At 63.5% G+C, this 20,009-nt stretch carries 16 protein-coding genes; 11 read left to right on the top strand and 5 right to left on the bottom strand.

The features are described from left to right. Nucleotides 1–155 precede the first annotated feature (155 nt). Entirely contained in the window at nucleotides 156–1,853 is a 1,698-nt protein-coding gene (gene rpsA, locus X742_RS154680; RefSeq protein WP_015314259.1) for a 30S ribosomal protein S1, read from the top strand. 131 nt (nucleotides 1,854–1,984) lie between these two features. Continuing rightward, nucleotides 1,985–3,853, top strand: coding sequence for a hypothetical protein (locus X742_RS154685; RefSeq protein WP_023772433.1), 1,869 nt, complete (start codon nucleotides 1,985–1,987; stop codon nucleotides 3,851–3,853). On the opposite strand, the gene X742_RS154690 is transcribed toward X742_RS154685, so the two are convergent. The 4 genes from X742_RS154690 to X742_RS154705 form a co-directional block, all read right to left on the bottom strand. Continuing rightward, complete coding sequence (locus X742_RS154690; RefSeq protein ID WP_023772432.1) at nucleotides 3,838–4,545, bottom strand: SDR family NAD(P)-dependent oxidoreductase; 708 nt, start codon at nucleotides 4,543–4,545, stop codon at nucleotides 3,838–3,840. The two genes, X742_RS154685 and X742_RS154690, sit on opposite strands and share 16 nt — an antisense overlap. Nucleotides 4,546–4,770: 225 nt before the next feature. Continuing rightward, a complete protein-coding gene (locus X742_RS154695; protein WP_023772431.1) occupies nucleotides 4,771–6,351 on the bottom strand; it encodes a 5-guanidino-2-oxopentanoate decarboxylase in 1,581 nt (526 codons plus the stop codon). Nucleotides 6,352–6,431: 80 nt separating this feature from the next. Then, nucleotides 6,432–7,103, bottom strand: coding sequence for a TetR family transcriptional regulator C-terminal domain-containing protein (locus X742_RS154700; protein WP_023772430.1), 672 nt, complete (start codon nucleotides 7,101–7,103; stop codon nucleotides 6,432–6,434). Then, nucleotides 7,073–7,945, bottom strand: a complete 873-nt coding sequence (locus X742_RS154705) for a dimethylarginine dimethylaminohydrolase family protein (RefSeq protein WP_023772686.1) — start codon at nucleotides 7,943–7,945, stop codon at nucleotides 7,073–7,075. The genes X742_RS154700 and X742_RS154705 overlap by 31 nt, the downstream gene beginning before the upstream one ends. Before the next feature lie 214 nt (nucleotides 7,946–8,159). On the opposite strand from X742_RS154705, the gene X742_RS154710 reads away from it, so the two are divergent. The 7 genes from X742_RS154710 to X742_RS154735 all read left to right on the top strand — a co-directional run bounded on the left by X742_RS154710 (nucleotide 8,160) and on the right by X742_RS154735 (nucleotide 14,534). Next, a complete protein-coding gene (locus X742_RS154710) occupies nucleotides 8,160–8,975 on the top strand; it encodes an ABC transporter ATP-binding protein (protein ID WP_031247950.1) in 816 nt (271 codons plus the stop codon). A gap of 55 nt (nucleotides 8,976–9,030) precedes the next feature. Beyond that, nucleotides 9,031–9,828, top strand: coding sequence for a transporter substrate-binding domain-containing protein (locus tag X742_RS154715; RefSeq protein ID WP_023772428.1), 798 nt, complete (start codon nucleotides 9,031–9,033; stop codon nucleotides 9,826–9,828). 205 nt (nucleotides 9,829–10,033) lie between these two features. Next, nucleotides 10,034–10,699: an ABC transporter permease gene (locus X742_RS154720; protein ID WP_032924130.1), complete on the top strand. Its 666-nt coding sequence runs from the start codon at nucleotides 10,034–10,036 to the stop codon at nucleotides 10,697–10,699. Continuing rightward, entirely contained in the window at nucleotides 10,699–11,655 is a 957-nt protein-coding gene (locus tag X742_RS1000000171515; RefSeq protein ID WP_023772426.1) for an ABC transporter permease subunit, read from the top strand. Before X742_RS154720 ends, X742_RS1000000171515 begins: the two co-directional genes overlap by 1 nt. 106 nt (nucleotides 11,656–11,761) lie before the next feature. Next, nucleotides 11,762–12,763, top strand: a complete 1,002-nt coding sequence (locus X742_RS154725; protein ID WP_023772425.1) for an Ldh family oxidoreductase — start codon at nucleotides 11,762–11,764, stop codon at nucleotides 12,761–12,763. A gap of 244 nt (nucleotides 12,764–13,007) precedes the next feature. Then, entirely contained in the window at nucleotides 13,008–13,289 is a 282-nt protein-coding gene (locus tag X742_RS154730) for a hypothetical protein (RefSeq protein WP_023772424.1), read from the top strand. Between the two features lie 267 nt (nucleotides 13,290–13,556). Next, nucleotides 13,557–14,534 carry a complex I NDUFA9 subunit family protein gene (locus X742_RS154735; RefSeq protein ID WP_023772423.1) on the top strand — a complete coding sequence of 326 codons (978 nt, stop codon included), beginning with the start codon at nucleotides 13,557–13,559 and terminating at the stop codon, nucleotides 14,532–14,534. A gap of 19 nt (nucleotides 14,535–14,553) precedes the next feature. On the opposite strand, the gene X742_RS154740 is transcribed toward X742_RS154735, so the two are convergent. Next, the gene (locus X742_RS154740) at nucleotides 14,554–15,927 is read right to left on the bottom strand and encodes a cytochrome P450 (RefSeq protein ID WP_023772422.1); all 1,374 of its coding nucleotides are present in this window, start codon (nucleotides 15,925–15,927) and stop codon (nucleotides 14,554–14,556) included. Nucleotides 15,928–16,139: 212 nt separating this feature from the next. On the opposite strand from X742_RS154740, the gene X742_RS154745 reads away from it, so the two are divergent. Both X742_RS154745 and gyrB read left to right on the top strand, forming a co-directional pair. Then, on the top strand, nucleotides 16,140–16,709 hold the full coding sequence (locus X742_RS154745) for an NADPH-dependent FMN reductase (RefSeq protein WP_023772421.1): 570 nt from the start codon (nucleotides 16,140–16,142) through the stop codon (nucleotides 16,707–16,709). 735 nt (nucleotides 16,710–17,444) lie between these two features. Further along, complete coding sequence (gene gyrB, locus X742_RS154755; protein ID WP_023772419.1) at nucleotides 17,445–19,916, top strand: DNA topoisomerase (ATP-hydrolyzing) subunit B; 2,472 nt, start codon at nucleotides 17,445–17,447, stop codon at nucleotides 19,914–19,916. The last annotated feature ends 93 nt before the right edge of the window (nucleotides 19,917–20,009 follow it).

The raw sequence follows: 20,009 nt of genomic DNA, 5'->3' as shown, positions 1-20,009 counted from the left end.
TCGGGTACGAACCAGCCTGCCAGCATTCTTCATGCGCCGGAATTGCCGCTTAAAAGCGGCCTAGGGCTTTTGCAGCCCGGAACGCCGGCAGGCCAACGCAACGCTAACCCACGGCGCCCGCCCCGCGAAAAATGCGGGGTACTCCAGGAGAAACAATGTCTGCTGCAAATCCCACTCGCGATGATTTCGCGAGCCTGCTCGAAGAATCATTTACCACCGGTCATTCCGGCGAAGGCCAAGTCGTCAAGGGCACGATTCTGGCGATCGAAAAAGACATGGCCATCATCGATGTCGGCCTCAAGGTCGAAGGCCGTGTGCCGCTGAAGGAATTCGGCGTCAAGGGCAAGGACTCGACTCTCAAGGTCGGCGACACGGTCGAAGTCATGGTCGAGCGCATCGAAAATGCGCTGGGCGAGGCCGTGCTGTCGCGCGACAAGGCACGCCGCGAGGAGAGCTGGGTCAAGCTCGAAGAGAAGTTCACCAAGGGTGAGCGCGTCGAAGGCGTCATCTTCAACCAGGTCAAGGGCGGCTTCACCGTCGACCTCGACGGCGCCGTGGCCTTCCTGCCGCGCAGCCAGGTCGATATTCGCCCCATCCGCGACGTCTCCCCGCTGATGCACAACCCGCAGCCCTTCGAGATCCTCAAGATGGATCGCCGCCGCGGCAACATCGTCGTGTCGCGCCGTACCGTGCTGGAGGAGAGCCGCGCCGAACAGCGTTCTGAAATCGTGCAGAACCTCGAGGAAGGCCAGGTTGTCGAAGGCGTCGTCAAGAACATCACCGATTACGGTGCGTTCGTCGACCTCGGCGGCATCGACGGCCTGCTGCATGTCACCGACATGGCATGGCGCCGCGTCAACCATCCGACCGAAATCCTCAACATCGGTCAGACGGTCAAGGTGCAGATCATCCGCATCAACCAGGAAACCCACCGCATCTCGCTCGGCATGAAGCAGCTCGAGAGCGATCCGTGGTCCGAGATCGGCACCAAGTTCCCGATCGGCAAGAAGATCAAGGGCACCGTCACCAACATCACCGACTACGGCGCGTTCGTCGAGCTGGAGCCGGGCATCGAAGGCCTCATCCACGTTTCGGAAATGTCGTGGACCAAGAAGAACGTGCATCCCGGCAAGATCCTGTCGACCACGCAGGAAGTCGACGTGGTGGTGCTCGAAGTCGATCCGGCCAAGCGCCGCATCTCGCTCGGCCTCAAGCAGACGCTCGAGAATCCGTGGCAGGCTTTCGCCTCGAGCCATCCGGTCGGCAGCCAGGTCGAGGGCGAGGTCAAGAACAAGACCGAGTTCGGCCTGTTCATCGGCCTCGAAGGCGACGTGGACGGCATGGTGCACCTCTCCGACCTCGACTGGACCCGTCCGGGCGAGCAGGTCATCGAAGAGTACAATCGCGGCGACATGGTCAAGGCGCAGGTGCTCGACGTCGACATCGACAAGGAGCGCATCTCGCTCGGCATCAAGCAATTGGCCAAGGACACGGTCGGCGAAGCCGCGACGTCAGGCGAACTGCGCAAGAACGCCGTCGTTACCTGCGAAGTCATCGGCGTCAAGGATGGCGGTCTGGAAGTGCGGCTGGTCGACAGCGGCATCGAGACCTTCATCAAGCGCTCCGACCTCAGCCGAGATCGCGACGAGCAGCGCCCCGAGCGCTTCACCGTCGGCCAGAAGGTCGACGCCCGCGTCATCGCCTTCGACAAGAAGACCCGCAAGCTGCAGGTCTCGATCAAGGCGCTGGAAATCGCCGAAGAGAAGGAAGCCGTCGCACAGTACGGCTCGACCGACTCCGGCGCTTCGTTGGGCGACATCCTGGGCGCCGCGCTGAAGAAGCAGGGCAACTAAGGATTAACCGCTTGCCGCACGATTTAGTGCGGCCTTGAACAAAGGCCCCGCCGGAGCGATCCGGCGGGGCTTTTCTTTACGGCAAGATAAACTTCCTCGCGTATTTGGCAGTCGTCCCGGGGAAGCCTTCGATGAGCAAAGACGACGACAGGGCCGCAGCGCAATCTTCGTGGCTGCCGCGTCTCTATACGAGCGCACCGGCCCTTTTCTGCTTCTGCGGCATGGTGACGGTGATGATCGTCCTCTGGTCCCTGGGCTTCCGGCTCAATACCGATGCGGACGACCTTCTCAAAATACACGAGATCCGCACCTTGCTCGAGACCGGGAATATATTCGACCGGACAATGCCCGGCATTGCCCAGCCCGAACCCTACATCTCGCACTGGCCATGGATCGTGGATCTGCCCTATGCCGCCTTTGCGTGGTTGCTCGCGCCGTTTGCCGGCTTCGAGCCGGCGCTGATGGCGGCAAGCTTTGTCGTGCCGCTGCTCCTGTTTGTACCCGCGCTTTACTTCTACAACCGGCTGATTGTCGCGATGGGCTTTGCCTATCCGGCCATTGCATTGCCGTTGGCCTTGATCTTCGCCGCGCGCACCTTCTTCGAATACGCGCCGGGGCGGATCGACTATCACAATCTGCAGATATTGCTTCTGCTTGCCGCCCTGGTCCTGTTGCTGTCGCGGAACCGCCTTTCGCCCCTCGTCAACGGCTTGCTGACCGCCCTGGCAATCGCGATCAGCGCCGAGTTCGCACCGTTCTTTGCGCTCGTGATGGCCGTCTACGCCTTCGACTGGATCGCCGGCCGCGACGAGAGTGCAACAGGGATCACCAGCTTTGGATTGGCCCTGGCGATCGGCGCGATCGGCCTGTTCGCCGCCACCGTCGCGCCCTCGGCCTATGCCGCGATCAAATGCGATACCTATTCCGCGCCGCATGGACTGGGGCTGACCGCCGCCGGGCTCTCGTTCGCCGTCGTACCTCGGCTTGTTGGCACGCGTGGCGGCTGGGCAATGCGGACAGCGCTTCTGCTGGCGTTCGCCGCCATCAGCGTGGTGGCGCTGGTGAAATTGTTTCCGCAATGCCTGGGCGGCCCTTACGCGTCGATGGACGCCTATGTCCGCGACAACATGCTGAACAGAATTCTTCAGGAGATGAGCCTGTTCCGGCGTTCCGATTTCGTGCTGTCGTCCGGCTTTCCCAGCATGTTGCTGCTGTTCGTCGGCGCGCTTGCGCCGGTCGTCATCTGCACCGGGTCGCATGGCCGCAGCCGGCCTCTGGTCATACTGGCCCTGTTTTCGCTGCTCGGATTGGTGCTGGCTATCGACTATCTCCGCTACTTCCGCTATCTCCCGATTTTCTCCGGCATCGGTCTGATCTTCGTGCTGGAGAGCCTCCTGCCGCACGGTTCGGGGCTGCGGCGCTATTTGAAATCTCCCGTGCCGGCGCCATCGCGCAAATACGCGCTGATCCTGCCCGGCCTGGTTTTGTCCGCGGCCATCGCGTTGTACCACCTGGCGGTCGGCCCCTCCCAGGCGGCTATACCCGCCGCCGAATTCGCGGACAGTTGCGACCTCGATCATTTCGGAGTGCAACGGGGTTGGCCGCCGGGCGCCATCGTCTTTTCGCCACCGCTCATCGGATCGCATTTCGTCGCGCTGGCCGAGGGCCCCAAGGTGGTGACGATCCCCAACCACCCTTCGGCCATGGGCATCGAACGGAGCTACCGCTTTCTCGACCCCATGACCGCCGACCCGCGTGCGATTCTCGACGCGTCGAAGGCGACACATGTCGCGATCTGCGCCTGGCGAGGCGCGCCCTCGCCAAGTCTTGAAGCCGCCTACCCGTTCGCGGCGGCCCTGATGGAAGGCAAGCCGCCGGCTTGGTTGAGGGAGTGTCCCACGGACGCTTCATCGCCGCTGCGTATCTACAGCTTCCGCAATGCCGATGGATCCGACGCCGGCTGCCCGGCGTCGACGCTCTCCGCTCAGGCCCTGCCGTAGAGCGGCACCAGCGTTCCGCTCATTGCCTGATTGGCCGGCGAGGCAAGATAGGCGATTGCCTCGGCCGCGGCTTCGAGGCTGACCCATCTGGTGAAATCGGCATCCGGCATGTCGGCGCGGTTCGCCGGCGTGTCGAGCGTCGATGGGGCCACCGCGTTGACCAGGATGCCCTGGGCCTTCAATTCTTCCGCCATCGCGACCGTCATGGCCGCGACCGCCGCCTTGCTAGCCGTATAGGCGACCATGCCGGCGCCGCGGCGCGGGTCGAGCCCGGCGCGTGCCGTGACATTGACGATGCGGCCGGCAGTATCCGACGCCAGCATCGAGCGGATGGCGGCGCGGCTGCACAGGAAGGCGGTGCGGGCGTTGGTGTCCATCATCTCGGCAAAGGACGCCGATTCGATCTTCTCCACCGGCGCCATGGCAAAGCCGCCGGCCAGATGGATCGATCCCCACAAGGCAGGAACCTGGCTGTAGAATGCCTCGACCTTGGCGGGGTCCGAGAGATCGACATTGTGCGCCAATTTGACATTGTCGTGCGTGGTGAAGGGGAAGTGCTGAGGTGCCGCGGCATGCGCGTTCGGCACGTGGCAGATCGCGCCCTGCTCCAGCAGTCTGCCGACCACCGCCCCACCGAGCGCGCCGGTTCCGCCGGTCACAACGATGTGCCTGCCTTCAAGTGTTTCCGTCATCCTTGACCGCTCCTGTCATTTTTATGACTTTTGTCGTGGTTTGCCGCGCCGACGCGAAGCGTCGCCCCTTTCCGTCGATCACTCAACCGATATCTCGACATGGCAGCCGTCACGTCTTTGCATGCGTCAGGACGTCGCCGAATAACGAAGCCGCCCGGAAGCGGCTCAACTCTTGAAAACCAAGCCGGCGAATGGTCCGCTTCCAGTTGGGAAGGACGGCCGGTTTCAGACGACCGTGACTTCGATGACGCGCGGCAGCCCCGTTGCCGAGGCGTGCTTGAGCGCCCGTGGCAAGGCGTCGATGTCGGCCAGCCTTTCGGCGCCAATGCCATAGGCTTCGGCCAGCTTGCAGAAATCCGGCGGCGCCGGGGATACGCCGACAGGTTCCACGCCGACATCGAGCATCGAGGTCTCGATCTCGCGATAGCCTCTGTTGTTCCAGACCACGAAGATGACGGGCGCTCCAGAATCGAGCGCCACCGCTATCTCCGGCAAGGTGAACTGGAAGCCCCCGTCGCCGGTGAGGCAGACAACCGGGGCATCGGGCACGGCAAGTGCCGCGCCGATCGCCGCCGGCGGACCGTAGCCAAGCGCGCCGAAGCCGGTCGCGGCATTGAACCAGCCGCCGGGCCGGTCGTGGTCGTAATAGAGGTTGGCGGCGTAAATCGGCTGGGTCGAGTCGCCAACGATGATGGCGCCGGGCAAAGCGTCGCGGATCATTTCCACGGCACGCACCTGCGCCGCATAGGCCGGGCTCAACTCGGCAAAAGCGGCCTTTCTCGCCGCCGCGGCGCGGCCATGGCCATCTTCGCCAGCACCGTGGGCGGGATCGATCGCCGCAAGCAGCGCCTCGATCGCCTCGGCGCAATCGGCCTCGATGGCGACCGTCAACGGACGCCGCGCAAGCTGGTCGGCGCCGATGTCGATACGGATCAGGTTCGAAGGCAGTATGAAGCCGCCGTCGCCATAGCCGTCATAGTCGGTCGGGCCGAATTCGGTACCGGCGGCGATCACTAGATCGGCCCCGGCCATCAGCGCGCGAACCGCCTTGAGGCTCGGGCTTGCCGGCACGCAAAGCGGATGGCCATGCATGAGACCGCGTGCGTTGGTGGTCTCGACGACCGGCGCGCCCAGCCTTTCGGCAAGGCGCCGCAGCGCCGCATCAGCTTTCTTGGCGCCACCGCCTGCAAGGATGAGCGGGCGGCGCGAGGCGGCGATGAGTTCGGCAGCCCTGGCAATGGCGGCGCTGTCTGGCGCCGGCGGCGCGGCATTGCTCAACGCGGCCGACAATCCGTCCGCCGGCTTGACCATGATGTCGGTCGGGATCTCGATATGCACAGGGCCGGGCCTAGATGAGGAAAACAGGGCGAAAGCCCGCGCCAGCGCATCGGGCAATTCGCTGGCCCCGGTCACGCGTAACGACAACAGTGCTACCTTCTCCATCATGCCGCGCTGATCGGGCAGTTCATGCAGGAAGCCGAGCCCCTTGCCGAGCGTGTCGGTGGCGTTGACGCCGGAGATCACCAGCATCGGCACCGAATCGGCGCGTGCCTGGCCCATGGCGGTGATGGTGTTGGTCAGCCCCGGCCCGGTGATGACGAAGGCGACTCCCGGCCTGCCGCCGGCGCGCGCATAGCCGTCGGCCATGAACCCGGCGCCCTGTTCGTGGCGCGGCGTGATGTGGCGTATCTTCGAGCGCGCAAGGCCGCGATAGAGTTCGACCGTGTGGACGCCGGGAATGCCGAACACGGTGTCGACGCCATGCGCCTCGAGCAGCGAAATGAGCGCTTCGCCCACAGTGGTCATTGGTTTTCTCCCCTATCTCTTTGTTTCTACGCATTTCCCAAGGGGAAAGCGCTGCGCGCTTTTCACGGGAAAACCGCTTTTCACTTTTCCAGGAATTGCTCCAGCGGCGCGAGGCCGAGCTCCGACTCGACAGCCTTGATGCCGATCGCCGCCAATTCGCCGGGCGAGAACATCTCGCCGGCCAGGCAGCCTTCGATCCAGAGTCCGTCGATGATCGCATTGATGGCGATGGCATGGTGGCGCAACTGGGTTGCGTCCGGCTTGTGCTGTTCGGCGGCGAGCACGTCGGCCACAACTGCTTCCACTTCGTTGCGAAAGCCAAGGTAGCCTTCGCGGTGGGCACGGGCCAGGGCAGGATCCGCACTGGCGCGGCCGATGAAGGTTGCCCACAGCGAAAACACCCGCGCGTCGATGATCGGCGCATTGAGATTGGCGGTGATGAAAGCCGCGAGGCGCTGGCGCGGCGAGGCATCATCCATGACCAATGCCGCCTTCGCCTGCTCGGTCATGCGGTCGACCAGCGCCGTATAGGCTTCCTGCAGCAATTCTTCCTTACCCGGGAAATAATGCCGGATCAGCCCGGCGGTGACGCCGGCACGCAATGCGATGGTGCGCAGGCTGGCGCCTTGCAGGCCATATTCCGCCACGCTGTCCAGAGTCGCTTCGATCAGATCCTGCCGCCGCCGCTCCTCGCCCTCGCGACGGAACTTACGGCGCTCATTCATTGGCGCAGGATCGGTCGCGTCAGGCATGTCGGCCCGCCTTCGCAGGCGATGCAGAGCGCGTCCGCCTCGAAGATTTCAACCGTGCAGCCGGCGGCTTCCATGGCGGCCTTGGTCCTGGGAAAGCCCGCGACGGCAATGACCTTGAGCGGGCTGGTCGGCAGTACGTTAAGGCTGAGGCCGTTGGAAGCCGCGAACTCCTCGGCGTCGCCTTCGACCAGCCGGATGCCGCGCGCCTTCAGCGTCTGATAGAAAGGGGCCGGCAAAAGTGGTGAATAGACCAGCGCCAGGTCGTCGGCCAGCGGGCTGATCACCGACATCAGATGCAGGCACGCCTCTTCGCCCTGCCACAGCGGCAGATCAAAGCCGTAGACGGAAATCCCCAGCGGCGACAGCAGGTTGGAAACCTGCTGGATGCCTTCCTGGTTGGAACGGACACCGCGCCCGATCGCCAGCGTGCGGGCATCCACCCATACACAGTCGCCGCCTTCTACCTGGCCAGGAGCCTCGACGCGGCCAAGGATCGGAATGCCCAATCTTCTGTAGGTTTCTTCATGAAGCGAAGGCTCCCTGGCGCGCAGCGGCTTGCCCATGGACAGGATCAGCGCACCGCGGTCGGTCATCAGCGAAGGGTCGTGCGTGAAAACCGAATCCGAGAGTCCGTCGGCCTTGTCCTCGATCCATTCGATCTCGGCGCCGGATGCCGCCACCAGTTCAGCAAGGACTGCGTGCTGCGAGGCCGCTTTCGCCGCGTTGAATCCCGGACCATAGTGCCAGGCGGCCCGGTCGGCGTCGCGCATGGCGTTGGCGGCCGACCGCATCAGCACGCGCCGTAGCGGCGCCGCCATGGACTGGGATCCGAAAGCGCTCATCGATACCCTTTTTTAAGCTGAAAAAAACCGAGAAAATTTCATGAGAGGTTATTTATACACTTGCACAACAAGGCCGCAAGTGCCGTAATGAGCGGGATTGACGGGCTCGCTCTGTTGGGTCCATGCTTGAGGTCTGGAGCGGGGCAGTACAGCGTATGTTGATTAGCCGGATAGACGTTCGACGAACCGCCGGCGGCGATATGGAGGTCATTTGGTGAGCGCTGTGGCAGCTGCCAAAGTCCCATCCGGCGAGGCGCAGGACGGCGCCGCAGAAGCCATCCATGTCGAGAACCTGCACAAGAAATTCGGTCAACTGCATGTGCTGAAGGGCGTATCGCTGTCGGCCCGCGACGGCGAGGTCATCGCCATCATCGGCGGCTCGGGCTCAGGCAAATCGACGCTGCTGCGCTGCATCAACTGCCTGGAAAACCCGACCAGCGGCATCATCCGGGTCAATGGCGAGCAGATCAAGCTCAAGGCGGACAGCCATGGCCATACCATTCCGGCCGACCGCAGGCAGATCGAACGCATCCGCTCCAAGCTCGGCATGGTGTTCCAGAACTTCAACCTGTGGAGCCATATGACGCTGATCGAAAACGTCATCGAGGTTCCCGTTCATGTGCTGGGCGTCAAGCGCGACCAGGCTATCGCCCAGGCCGAAAAACTGCTGGTGCGCGTCGGGCTGGCCGAGAAGCGCGACGTCTATCCGGCCTATCTCTCCGGCGGCCAGCAGCAGCGCGCCGCGATTGCTCGCGCCTTGGCCATCAATCCGCGCGTCATGCTGTTCGACGAACCGACCTCGGCGCTCGATCCCGAACTGGTCGGCGAAGTGCTGAAGGTGATCGGCGATCTGGCCCGTGAAGGCCGCACCATGGTGCTCGTCACCCACGAAATGAAATTCGCCCGCGAGGTCGCGACCCATGTCGTCTACCTCTACAACGGGTTGGTCGAGGAGGAAGGCCCGCCGGAGCAGATCTTCGGCGCGCCCAAGTCCGAAAGGCTAAAGCAGTTCATCCGCAACATCGGCTAGGCACAGGCCGGGACGGAAGAAAACCGGGAACCAACAACAAACTGGGAGTTCTGAAATGAAGACTGTTCTGAAGACATTCGCCGCGGCGCTGCTGCTCGGCGTCGCAGCCATGGGCGTGGCCAAGGCCGATCCGGTCAAGATCGGCGTCGCCGCCGAACCCTACGCGCCTTTCACCTCGCCCGATGCTTCGGGCAAATGGGTCGGCTGGGAGATCGACTTCATCGACGCCGTGTGCGCCGAAGAGAAGCTCGACTGCGTCATCACCCCTGTCGCCTGGGACGGCATCATCCCGGCACTGACCACCAAGAAGATCGACCTCATCGTCTCGTCGATGTCGATCACCGCCGAACGCAAGAAGACCATCGACTTCTCCGACAAGTACTACAACACCCCGACCGCGATCATCGGGCCCAAGGACCAGAAGTTCGGCGCCACGCCCGACGATCTCAAGGGCAAGGTCGTCGGCGTCCAGGTGTCGACGGTGCATGCCGTCTACGCCAAGAAGCATTTCGGCCCCACCGCATCCGAGATCAAGGAATACCAGACGCAGGACGAAGCTAACAACGACCTCGCCGCGGGCCGCCTCGACGCGGTACAGGCCGATTCCATCGCGCTCAAGGAGTTCCTCAAGACCGACCAGGGTAAGGCCTGCTGCGATCTCAAGGGCATGGTTGCCCCTGACGACGAAGTGCTCGGACCGGGCGTCGGCGCCGGCGTGCGCAAGGAAGACACCGATCTGAAAGAGAAGATCAACGCCGGCATCAAGGCGATCCGCGCCAACGGCAAATATGACGAGATCTCGAAGAAATACTTCGATTTCGACATTTACGGCGGCGCCACGCAGTCGAACTGACGACCCTCGCATCGGCTGGAGGACGGGGGGCTGACGCCCTCGTCCTCCAGCCGGCCTGTCCACGCATGCTTGCCGCCGGCTGCTGGTGCCGGCGGACAGAGCCAGCAATCCGGGGGCGAAGCTGATCGAATCCTTTCTTCCGGCTTCCGCGGCCGGCATCGTCGAACTGCTCTCGCCGGCTCCCGTCGGCTGGGGCGGGACGCTCTTGCTCGGGCTCCTGCATTCACTCGAGATCGCCGTCGGCGCGACCATCGTCGGCCTGCTGATTGGAACCTGCGGTGCCTATGGCAAGCTTTACGGCGGACCCGTGGTGCGCGACCTGTTCGCGGTCTACACCACCGTGGTGCGCGCCGTGCCGGAACTGGTGCTGATCCTGCTGCTCTACTATGCCGGCACAGACCTGATAAACCAGGTGCTGACCGCGATGGGTTACCAGCGTGTCGACATCAGCGGGCTGGTGGCCGGCATCGCCGTGCTCGGCTTCGTCCAGGGCGCCTATTCGACGGAAGTCATCCGCGGCGCGATCCTCGCCATCCCGCAGGGCCAGATCGAAGCCGCCCGCGCCTTCGGCATGTCTCCCGGCCTTCTGTTGCGGCGCATCACGCTGCCGGCGATGCTGCCTTTCGCCATTCCGGGCCTCGCCAATCTGTGGTTGATCGCCACCAAGGACACCGCGCTGCTTGCCGTCGTCGGCTTCTTCGAATTGACGCTGGCGACACGACAGGCGGCGGGCGTCACCAAGGCCTATCTGGTCTTCTTCCTCGCCGCCGGCGTGCTCTATCTCTGCGTGACACTGATTTCGAACCTCCTGCTTGGCCGCGCCGAGAAATGGGCGCGGCGCGGCATGCCTTCCCTCAAGGAGGCACGCTGATGACCAGCGAAACCGTCATCATCGACACGGCGGCGCGCGCTTCGCTCTGGCTGCAGCCGCATCGCATCGTGCTGATCCTGATCGCGCTTGGGCTGGTGGCGTCGGCCGCCTTCTTCATGCGCTGGGACTGGCTGCCGCAATATTGGGAAATGGGCCTGATGGGGATCTGGCGTGCCCTGTGGATCCTGGCCGTCACCTGTACGCTCGGCTTCATGATCGCCGTGCCCGTCGGGCTGGCGCAGGCGGCCGGCTCGATCTGGGTCGCGGCGCCTGCGAAAGTCTTCTGCACCATCATCCGCGGCACGCCGCTGCTTCTGCAGCTATGGCTGCTCTATTACGGGCTGGGCTCGCTGTTCCCGCAATATCCATGGATCCGCGAATCCTGGATGTGGCCTTATCTCAGGCAGGCCTGGCCATATGGCGTGCTGGCGCTGACCTTGTCCTTCGCCGGCTACGAGGGCGAAGTGATGCGCGGCGCCTTTGCCGGCGTGCCCAAGGGGCAGTTGGNATATCCATGGATCCGCGAATCCTGGATGTGGCCTTATCTCAGGCAGGCCTGGCCATATGGCGTGCTGGCGCTTACCTTGTCCTTCGCCGGCTACGAGGGCGAAGTGATGCGCGGCGCCTTTGCCGGCGTGCCCAAGGGGCAGTTGGAAGCCGCCCGCGCCTTCGGCATGAGCCGCTGGAAGATCTTCCGCCGCATCTGGCTGCCGCAAGCCTTCTACCGGGCGCTGCCGACACTGACCGGCGAGACCGTGCTGCAGCTGAAATCGACGCCGCTGGTGGCGACCATCAGCGTGATAGACATCTTCGCCGTCTCGTCCAAGGTGCGGCAGGACACCTATCTCACCTACGAGCCCTTGCTGCTCCTGGCGTTGATCTATATGGCGATCACCGGCATTCTGGTCTTCGCCTTCAGCCGGATCGAGGCACGAATCCCGGTCAAGATCGGTTAGGTTCTAGTGAGTGGTGAGTAGGGATTGGTGAGTAGGAAGTGGCTGCCGCGCACTCCACAACTCACCACTCACTAACCCCTACTCACTCCTACTAAGGGCAATCGCCATGCAACTCAGTCTCGACCAGGCAAAAGGGCTGTGCCGGATGGCGGCACTTGGCGCCGGCGCCAACGAGGAAGCGGCGCAATCGCTCACCGCCTCGATCATCGCGGCCGAGGCAGAGGGACTTGCAGCGGTCGGGCTCACGCATTTCATCGACTATCTCGAAGCGCTCGAGGCCGGGCGCATCGACGGCAATGCCGATCCAGTGATCACCCGGCCGGCGTTGGCCATCTATCTCTCGGATGCGCGCGGCGGGCTGGCGCATACCGGCTTCGACCGCACCATCGACGACCTCGCCAAAGCGGCAAGACTGTTCGGCGTCGCCATCTTCTCGCAGAAGAACGCCTACACCTGCGGGGCGCTCGGCTACTTCACCGGCCGGCTGGCCGCGCAGGGGCTGGTGTCCTTCGCCGCCACCAATGGTCCGGCTGTCCTGGCCGGCTCAGGCTCGGTCAAGCCGGTCTACTGCACCAATCCGATGTCGTTCGCCGCCCCCGCCGCCGACGGCGCGCCGCTGGTGATCGACCAGTCGTCGAGCGCCACCGCCTTCGTCAACATCCGCAAGGCCGCCGAGGACGGCAAGAAGATCCCCGAAGGCTGGGCGCTGGACGCCAGCGGCAACCCGACCACCGATCCGGCGGCGGCCATGAAGGGCGCCATGCTCGCCTTCGGCGGCCAGCGCGGCGCCAACATCGCGCTGATGGTCGAAGTGCTGGCGGCCGGCCTGTCGGGCGCCAACTGGTCACTCGACGCGCCATGGTTCAGCGGCGGCCCGGACAGCCCCGGGACCGGCCTGTTCGTCCTTGCCGTCGAGCCCAAGCTGCTCGACCCGGGTTTCGAGCAGCGCATGAAAGACCAGCTCGACCGGCTGCGGCGCCGCTTCGGCGTTCATGTGCCCGGCCGCGGCCGCGCCGAAGCGGCCGAAAAGGCTCAGGCGCGCGGAATCACCGCGCCCAAGGAAGTGATCCAGCGCATCTCCGAATTCGCCGCACGCTACTCGGCCTGATTATTTTGCTTTCTTTTCAGTTAGTTAATTGGCCGGCCCCCGCCTGTAGCGCGGTTGTGCGCGTTCTTTTCGCGTGCGTTCTGAACCTTTTTGAGCGCCCGGGCGACCAACGTTTGTCCAGGGCAAGATGAGCTTGCCCGATCCAGACCGGGGAACAGCAAAATCAAATCGAAAGTCTGCTCCGCGTGAAAGGCATGACCCTTCGCGTCCCGGAAAACCCAACCTCAAGTCAAAGGAAATTGTCATGACCAACACCAAGACCACCATGCTGACCGCCGTCCTCCTGCTCGGTTCCTTCATGGGCGCCACGCAGGCGGCCAATTTGAAAGCCGCACCGGTCAAGCCCGCCAACCCGGGCGTCATTACCGCGCCGAGCGGCGGCGCCACCGAGGACCACTACTGCAAGAACGGCCATGCGAAATTCGCCAACTGCAGCGCCGATTTCGTCGCCGCCTGCAAGAAGGTTGGTGGCACCATGTCGGATGTTCAGGGCTGGGGTGGGCGTACTTGCTTCACGCCCTCCTGATGCCGTCTCAGGTCAGGCCGCTCGTCGGCCCCTGACACCTCATGATGTCATCCGGGAAACCCCGCTTCGGCGGGGTTTTCTGCGTTTGTCGCTCGCTGGGCCGAGACATGATCGATGCACTTGTCGCAGGAATACCGCGTCATACTTTTTCTTGGATTCGCGCAAAAAACAAGGATGACGCGACGACGCGTCACCCTTTGCCTTTGGCGCAAAACGGACTATGAAACGGCTCAGCCAAGCCATCTGGAACGCGCGCCGGAGCCCGCCATGACCGAAATCCTGCAGACCCCAAAGCTCGTCGTCGTCTTTGGCGGGTCCGGCTTTGTCGGCCGTCATGTCGTGCGGGCTTTGGCCAAGCGCGGTTATCGCATCAGGGTCGCCTGCCGGCGGCCCGATCTTGCTGGCCATTTGCAGCCGCTCGGCAATGTCGGCCAGATCCAGCCGGTGCAGGCCAATGTGCGCGTGCGCTGGTCGGTCGACCGTGCCGTGCAAGGTGCCGACCATGTCGTCAATCTCGTCGCCGTCCTGCATGAGAGCGGCCGGCAGAAATTCTCCGCCGTGCACGAATTCGGTGCTCGCGCCATCGCCGAGGCGGCGCGCTCCGTCGGCGCCGGGCTCACCCATATTTCAGCGCTCGGCGCCGATCCGGATTCCGAATCGGATTATGCGCGCACCAAGGCGCTCGGTGAAAAGGCCGTGCTGGAGACGATCGCCGATGCCGTGATCTTGCGGCCGTCGATCAATTTCGGGCCGGAGGACAGCTTCTTCAACCGGTTCGCCAATATGGCGCGTTATTCGCCGGTGCTGCCGCTGATCGGCGGGGGCCACACCAAGTTCCAGCCGGTCTATGTCGGTGACGTGGCGGAGGCTGTCGCGCGTTCGGTCGACGGCAAGATCGATCGCGGCCAGGTTTACGAGCTCGGCGGCCCCAACGTGCTCACTTTCAAGGAGTGCATGCAGGAACTGCTCACCGTCATCGAGCGCAAGCGCCTGCTGGTGCCGGTGCCGTGGTGGGTGGCAAACATCCAGGCCTCGATCCTCGGCCTGTTGCCCAATCCGCTGCTGACCAAGGACCAGGTGCTGCAGTTGCGCGAGCACAACATTGTTTCAGAGGATGCCACCAAGGCCAACCGGACACTGGCGGGGCTCGGCATCCAGCCGCAGTCGATCGCGACGATCCTGCCGAGCTACCTCTGGCGCTTCCGCGCCGCCGGCCAGTTCCAGCAGCGTAAGCCCGCGGTATAATCTCCAGACGCGTCGGCCCTCAGCGAGGGCGAGGCGTGACCCGCATCGGCAGACCGCCTTGCGGCTGCGTGGTCAATTTCTGCACCGGCCAGGGTTTCGTTTCAGCGGTCGCGTCGAAGCGGAAGCGTGACAAGAGGATGGCGAGCGCGATGATCGCCTCTTGCATGGCGAAGCTGGCGCCGATGCAGACGCGCGGACCGGCGCCGAAGGGCAAATATTGGAAGCGGTCGATCTTTTCACGGTTTCCCGGATGGAAGCGTTCGGGCAGGAAGGCGTCGGGCCGATCCCACAGCTTCCTGTGGCGGTGAACGACCCACGGCATCACCAGCACGGCGGCGTGCTTGGGGATATAAAGATCCTTCCACATTTCCGGTTCGATCGGCTCGCGATTGATCGACGGCGCCGGCGGGTAGAGCCGAAGCGCCTCGTCGAAGGCGGCTCGTGTCAGCGGCATGGCGTCGAGCCAATTCGTTGGATCGGGCTCGCGCGCCAGCACCCGGTCGATCTCCTGTTCGATCCGGTCGCGCTCCCAGGGCGATTCGGCCAGGCAATAGAGCGTCCAGCCAAGCGCGCGCGCCGTGGTCTCGTGGCCGGCGCCGATGAAGGTGATGATATTGTCCTCGACTTCCGGGCGCGTCAGTCCGTCGGGGCCTTCGGCCTTGAGCAGCAGCGTCAGGAAATCCTGCGGCACGGCATCGGGGTCGCGCCTCAACTTCTCTTCGCGCATCTTGACCGTGTCGGTCACGATCTTGCGGAAATAGGCCATGGTCTTGCGGCCGCGGATACGGGTCAGCCGGGGCAGCCAGTCGGGCGCGCGCAGCAGGTCGAGCGGATCCACGCGGCCCATGGTTTCGAACAGGCGGTCGATCTCGTTGGCGAAACTGCCGGGCTCACCCGCGATCTCGCCGGAAAACAGCGTCTCGGCGAGGATGTCATAGGTGAGCAGCGTCATGTCATGGGCGATATCGGACGTACCGCCGGCCTCGTAACGGGTGACGAACTCCAGCGTCCGTTTCAGCATCGGCTGGGCAAAGCCGAAAATGTGGCGCGGCGTGAACACCGGCGCCATCGCCTTGCGCGACCGCTTCCACACCTCGCCCTCGGCCGTCAGCAGGCCGTCGCGCAGAATCGGCCTCAAGATTTTCTGGCGGACCGTCGCCATCTTGTAGTTCTTGGCGTTGTCGACAAGCACATGGCGGATCAGGCCCGGATCATTGGCGATGACCAGCGGCCCACCAGCGCCCTTGGCAGAAATCCAAGGTTCGTTGTAGGTCGGCTCGCCCCAGAGTTCGAGCGGGTTGCGATAGACGATGCGGATCATCTCCAGCGTCGAAGGCGGCGACGTGCGCGGCTTCGGGGCGGGAGGAACGAATGGGGCGGGCTGCGTGTCCATGAAGTGCTCCGCTGTTCCTATCAATGTAGTGGCTGGCACCTCGGGCGTCCATGTGACCGAACGGCAAACCGGACCCATGACGGCGGGAACGCCAGGGCGGACGGTCTGTTCATTCAATCGTGACCATTCCGTCAGGGGTCCAACCTTGCCCGCAGGAACCCTCTGCCGTAGTGACGGTCACCAAACTATACCACCCGGCAAAGGAGCCCGTCTTGAAGCACAAGCTGAGCATCATCATCGGCAGCACGCGGCCCGGCCGCGCCGGCCCGGTTTTTGCCGAATGGCTGGAGACGTTCGCGCGCGAGCATGGAAAATTCGAGCCTGTGCTGACCGACATCGCCGAGTTCAACCTGCCGGTCTTGGACGAACCGCATCATCCAAGGCTCGGCAATTATCAGAACGACCACACCAAAGCTTGGTCGAAGACGATGGATGCCGCCGACGCCTTCGTCTTCGTGGCGCCGGAATACAATTACTTCGCCGCACCCGCGATCATCAACGCGATCGACTATCTCGCCCGCGAATGGAAATACAAGCCCGCTGCGATCTTCAGTTATGGCGGTGTCTCCGGCGGCTTGCGCGCGGCGCAGGCGCTGAAGCCGCTGCTGACCTCGGTCGGGATCATGCCCATCCCGGAAGGTGTCGCGCTGCCGCTGTACCAGAAACTGCTCGACGAGAACGGAGCCTTCGATGCCAGCGAGCAAGTGCGGGGCGGAGCCAAGACCATGCTGGACGAACTGTTGCGCTGGAGCGAGGCGTTGAAACCGATGCGCGCTGCCTGAGAGAGCCGCTCTCAGCGGCTTGCTTGCGCTATAGGCCGAGGCGGTCGATTTCGACGAGGTGTCGCGCTAGGCCCTGAAGGTGAATTTCCTCGACCGAACGCTGTCGCAGGCCGCGACGCTGTTCCTGTCGGCGGGCGCGGCACGCGCCGACCTCAACTATGCGGCGGCCATCAAGGGCTATGAAACCGTGCTGTCGCTGTANGAGCTCGGTCTGCCCTACACGACGGTCGGCAATGTCGAGGCGGCCGGCCGGGCCTTCACGGCCCTGTTGGCCAACCTCGAACAGCGGTCGCGTCAGGAAACCGATGCCAGCGTCAAACGCGATCTCGCCATCAGCCATATCAAGCTCGCCAACATAAAGATGGTGCAAGGCGACCTGCCGACCTCGTTCGACAACTATGAGACGGCCAGGAGCATGCTGCAGGAGCTGACCACAAGCGTATATGGCCAAGGATCCGAAGGCGGTTCTGACCAAGGCGCTGAACCAGACGCTCGAGCTCGACCGTACGGGCCGGCTGGCGCCCAGGGACAAAACTACCGTCAAATATTTGCGCGGCCTTCTGGCTAAATTCAACGCCCGAAAAAAATAGCCGGCTGCCGGCTCGGCATTTACGCCGGAAATGCCTGCAAACCTTGGAAAAACCGCCTTTAGCGCCTATATCTACACCATATCAGAGGCGCGATTCGGGGCCGATTTTTCGCGCTGTAGAAGCGGCATCTAGACAACAGGTTTTCATGAGCGATCAGACCGAGAACACAAACGGCGCTGAAGCCGAATACGGCGCCGATTCCATCAAGGTTTTGAAGGGGTTGGACGCCGTCCGCAAGCGGCCGGGCATGTATATCGGCGATACCGATGACGGCTCGGGCCTGCATCACATGGTCTACGAAGTGGTCGACAACGCCATCGACGAGGCGCTGGCTGGCCATGCCGACCTGGTTTCGGTGACACTCAATCCCGACGGTTCGGTAACCGTTATCGACAATGGCCGCGGCATTCCAACCGACATTCACCCCAGCGAAGGCATTTCGGCGGCCGAAGTGATCATGACGCAGCTGCATGCCGGCGGAAAGTTCGACCAGAACTCCTACAAGGTGTCTGGCGGTCTGCATGGCGTCGGCGTCTCGGTGGTCAACGCGCTGTCGGCTTGGCTGAAGCTCAAGATCCGCCGCAACGGCCAGGTCTTCGAGATGAGCTTTACCCACGGCAATGCCGATGCGCCGCTGAAGGCGATCGGCAGCTACGAGCAGGACAAGCGCCCGGGCACCAATGAGGGCCGCAGCGGCACCGAGGTGACCTTCTTTCCGTCGTCCGAGACCTTTACCATGGTCGAATTCGATTTCGGCACGCTGGAGCACCGGCTGCGCGAACTCGCCTTCCTGAACTCCGGTGTTCGCATCGTTCTGACAGACGCCCGTCATGCCGACGTCGTGAAGCATGAACTGCACTATGACGGCGGCCTGGAAGAGTTCGTCAAATATCTCGACCGGGTCAAGAAACCGCTGATCGGGAAGCCCATCTCCATCAGGGCCGAGCGTGACGGCATCACCGTGGAAGTGGCGATGTGGTGGAACGACAGTTACCACGAGAATGTGCTTGCATTCACCAACAACATCCCGCAGCGCGATGGCGGCACCCATCTGGCCGGTTTTCGCGGCGCACTGACCCGCCAGATCACCGGCTATGGCGAATCTTCGGGCCTGACCAAGAAGGAAAAGGTCTCGCTGATCGGCGACGATTGCCGCGAAGGCCTGACGGCGGTGCTGTCGGTCAAGGTTCCCGACCCGAAATTCTCGTCGCAGACCAAGGACAAGCTGGTCTCGTCGGAAGTTCGTCCCGTGGTCGAGGGGCTAGTCAACGAAGCGCTCGGCACGTGGCTCGAAGAGCATCCGACCGAGGGCAAGGTGGTCGTCGACAAGGTGATCCAGGCCGCGGCGGCGCGGGAAGCCGCGCGCAAGGCTCGCGACATCACCCGCAAGACCTCGCTCGGCGTCACCTCGCTGCCCGGCAAGCTGGCCGATTGCCAGGAACGCGACCCGGCGAAGTCCGAAATCTTCATCGTCGAGGGTGACTCGGCCGGCGGCTCCGCCAAGGGCGGCCGTTCGCGCCAAAACCAGGCAATCCTTCCCCTGCGCGGCAAGATCCTCAACGTCGAGCGGGCCCGCTTCGACCGCATGCTCTCATCCGACATGATCGGCACGCTGATCACCGCGCTCGGCACCTCGATCGGCAAGGACGAATTCAACGCCGACAAACTGCGCTACCACAAGATCATCCTGATGACCGACGCCGACGTCGACGGCGCCCATATCAGGACCTTGCTGCTCACCTTCTTCTTCCGGCAGATGCCGGAGCTGATCGAGCGCGGCCACCTCTACATCGCCCAGCCGCCGCTCTACAAGGTGACGCGCGGCAAGAGCTCGCAATACATCAAGAATGAGAGCGCCTTCGAAGAATTCCTGATCGATTCGGGGTTGGAGGAAGCGTCCCTTACGCTCGGCTCAGAGGAAGTGCGGACCGGACAGGATCTGCACGGCGCCGTCGCCGATGCGCTTGCCGTGCGCCAGCTCATCAACGGCCTGCACACGCGCTATAACCGCGACGTCGTCGAGCAGGCGGCGATCGCCGGCGGGCTCAATCCCGAAATCTTCGCCGATCTTGGCCGCGCCAACGCGATGGCCGAGCGCGTCGCGCAACGCCTCGACATCATTGCCGAGGACACCGAGCGCGGCTGGACCGGCCGCATGTCGACCTCGAATGAGGGCATCGGCGGCTATGTCTTCGAACGCACCGTGCGCAGCGTCAAGGAATACGCCCATCTCGACATGGCGCTGATCAATTCCGCCGACGCACGCCAGCTCGATCGATACGCGCAGCGCCTCAGCGAAGTCTACGGGGCGCCGCCGGTGCTGCGCCGCAAGGAGGTGTCCGAGACAGTCTCGGGACCGCTGGCGCTGCTCAACGCGGTCTTCGCGACCGGCCGCAAGGGGCTGACCATGCAGCGCTACAAAGGTCTCGGCGAGATGAATGCCGAGCAGCTCTGGGAAACCACACTCGACCCGAATGTGCGTTCGCTGTTGCAGGTCAAGGTCAACGATGCGACCGATGCCGACAGCCTGTTCTCGCGGCTGATGGGTGACGAGGTGGAGCCGCGGCGCGAATTCATCCAGGACAACGCACTGTCGGTCGCCAACCTGGATATTTGAGGTTTCGTCCAGCCTTTTAACAGATTGGCATGGCTCGTGCGCGCGCCAATAATGAGGATGCGCCGGAACAGAAGGCCTTTGAAGACATTGTGA

This window comes from Mesorhizobium sp. LNHC229A00 (assembly GCF_000502415.1).
Lineage (GTDB): Bacteria > Pseudomonadota > Alphaproteobacteria > Rhizobiales > Rhizobiaceae > Mesorhizobium.
The sequence above is the reverse complement of the archived record's forward strand: the minus strand, read 5'-3'. Positions and strand labels throughout refer to the sequence as shown.

Bases quoted from the DNA above. Each gene is read 5' to 3' on its own strand.
- X742_RS154715 (WP_023772428.1), top strand. From the start codon at position 9,031: ATGAAGACTGTTCTGAAGACATTCGCCGCGGCGCTGCTGCTCGGCGTC.
- X742_RS154730 (WP_023772424.1), top strand. From the start codon at position 13,008: ATGACCAACACCAAGACCACCATGCTGACCGCCGTCCTCCTGCTCGGT.
- X742_RS154735 (WP_023772423.1), top strand. From the start codon at position 13,557: ATGACCGAAATCCTGCAGACCCCAAAGCTCGTCGTCGTCTTTGGCGGG.
- X742_RS154685 (WP_023772433.1), top strand. From the start codon at position 1,985: ATGAGCAAAGACGACGACAGGGCCGCAGCGCAATCTTCGTGGCTGCCG.
- X742_RS154695 (WP_023772431.1), bottom strand. From the start codon at position 6,351: ATGACCACTGTGGGCGAAGCGCTCATTTCGCTGCTCGAGGCGCATGGC.
- gyrB (WP_023772419.1), top strand. From the start codon at position 17,445: ATGAGCGATCAGACCGAGAACACAAACGGCGCTGAAGCCGAATACGGC.
- X742_RS154700 (WP_023772430.1), bottom strand. From the start codon at position 7,103: ATGCCTGACGCGACCGATCCTGCGCCAATGAATGAGCGCCGTAAGTTC.
- X742_RS154725 (WP_023772425.1), top strand. From the start codon at position 11,762: ATGCAACTCAGTCTCGACCAGGCAAAAGGGCTGTGCCGGATGGCGGCA.
- X742_RS154740 (WP_023772422.1), bottom strand. From the start codon at position 15,927: ATGGACACGCAGCCCGCCCCATTCGTTCCTCCCGCCCCGAAGCCGCGC.
- X742_RS154705 (WP_023772686.1), bottom strand. From the start codon at position 7,945: ATGAGCGCTTTCGGATCCCAGTCCATGGCGGCGCCGCTACGGCGCGTG.
- rpsA (WP_015314259.1), top strand. From the start codon at position 156: ATGTCTGCTGCAAATCCCACTCGCGATGATTTCGCGAGCCTGCTCGAA.
- X742_RS154690 (WP_023772432.1), bottom strand. From the start codon at position 4,545: ATGACGGAAACACTTGAAGGCAGGCACATCGTTGTGACCGGCGGAACC.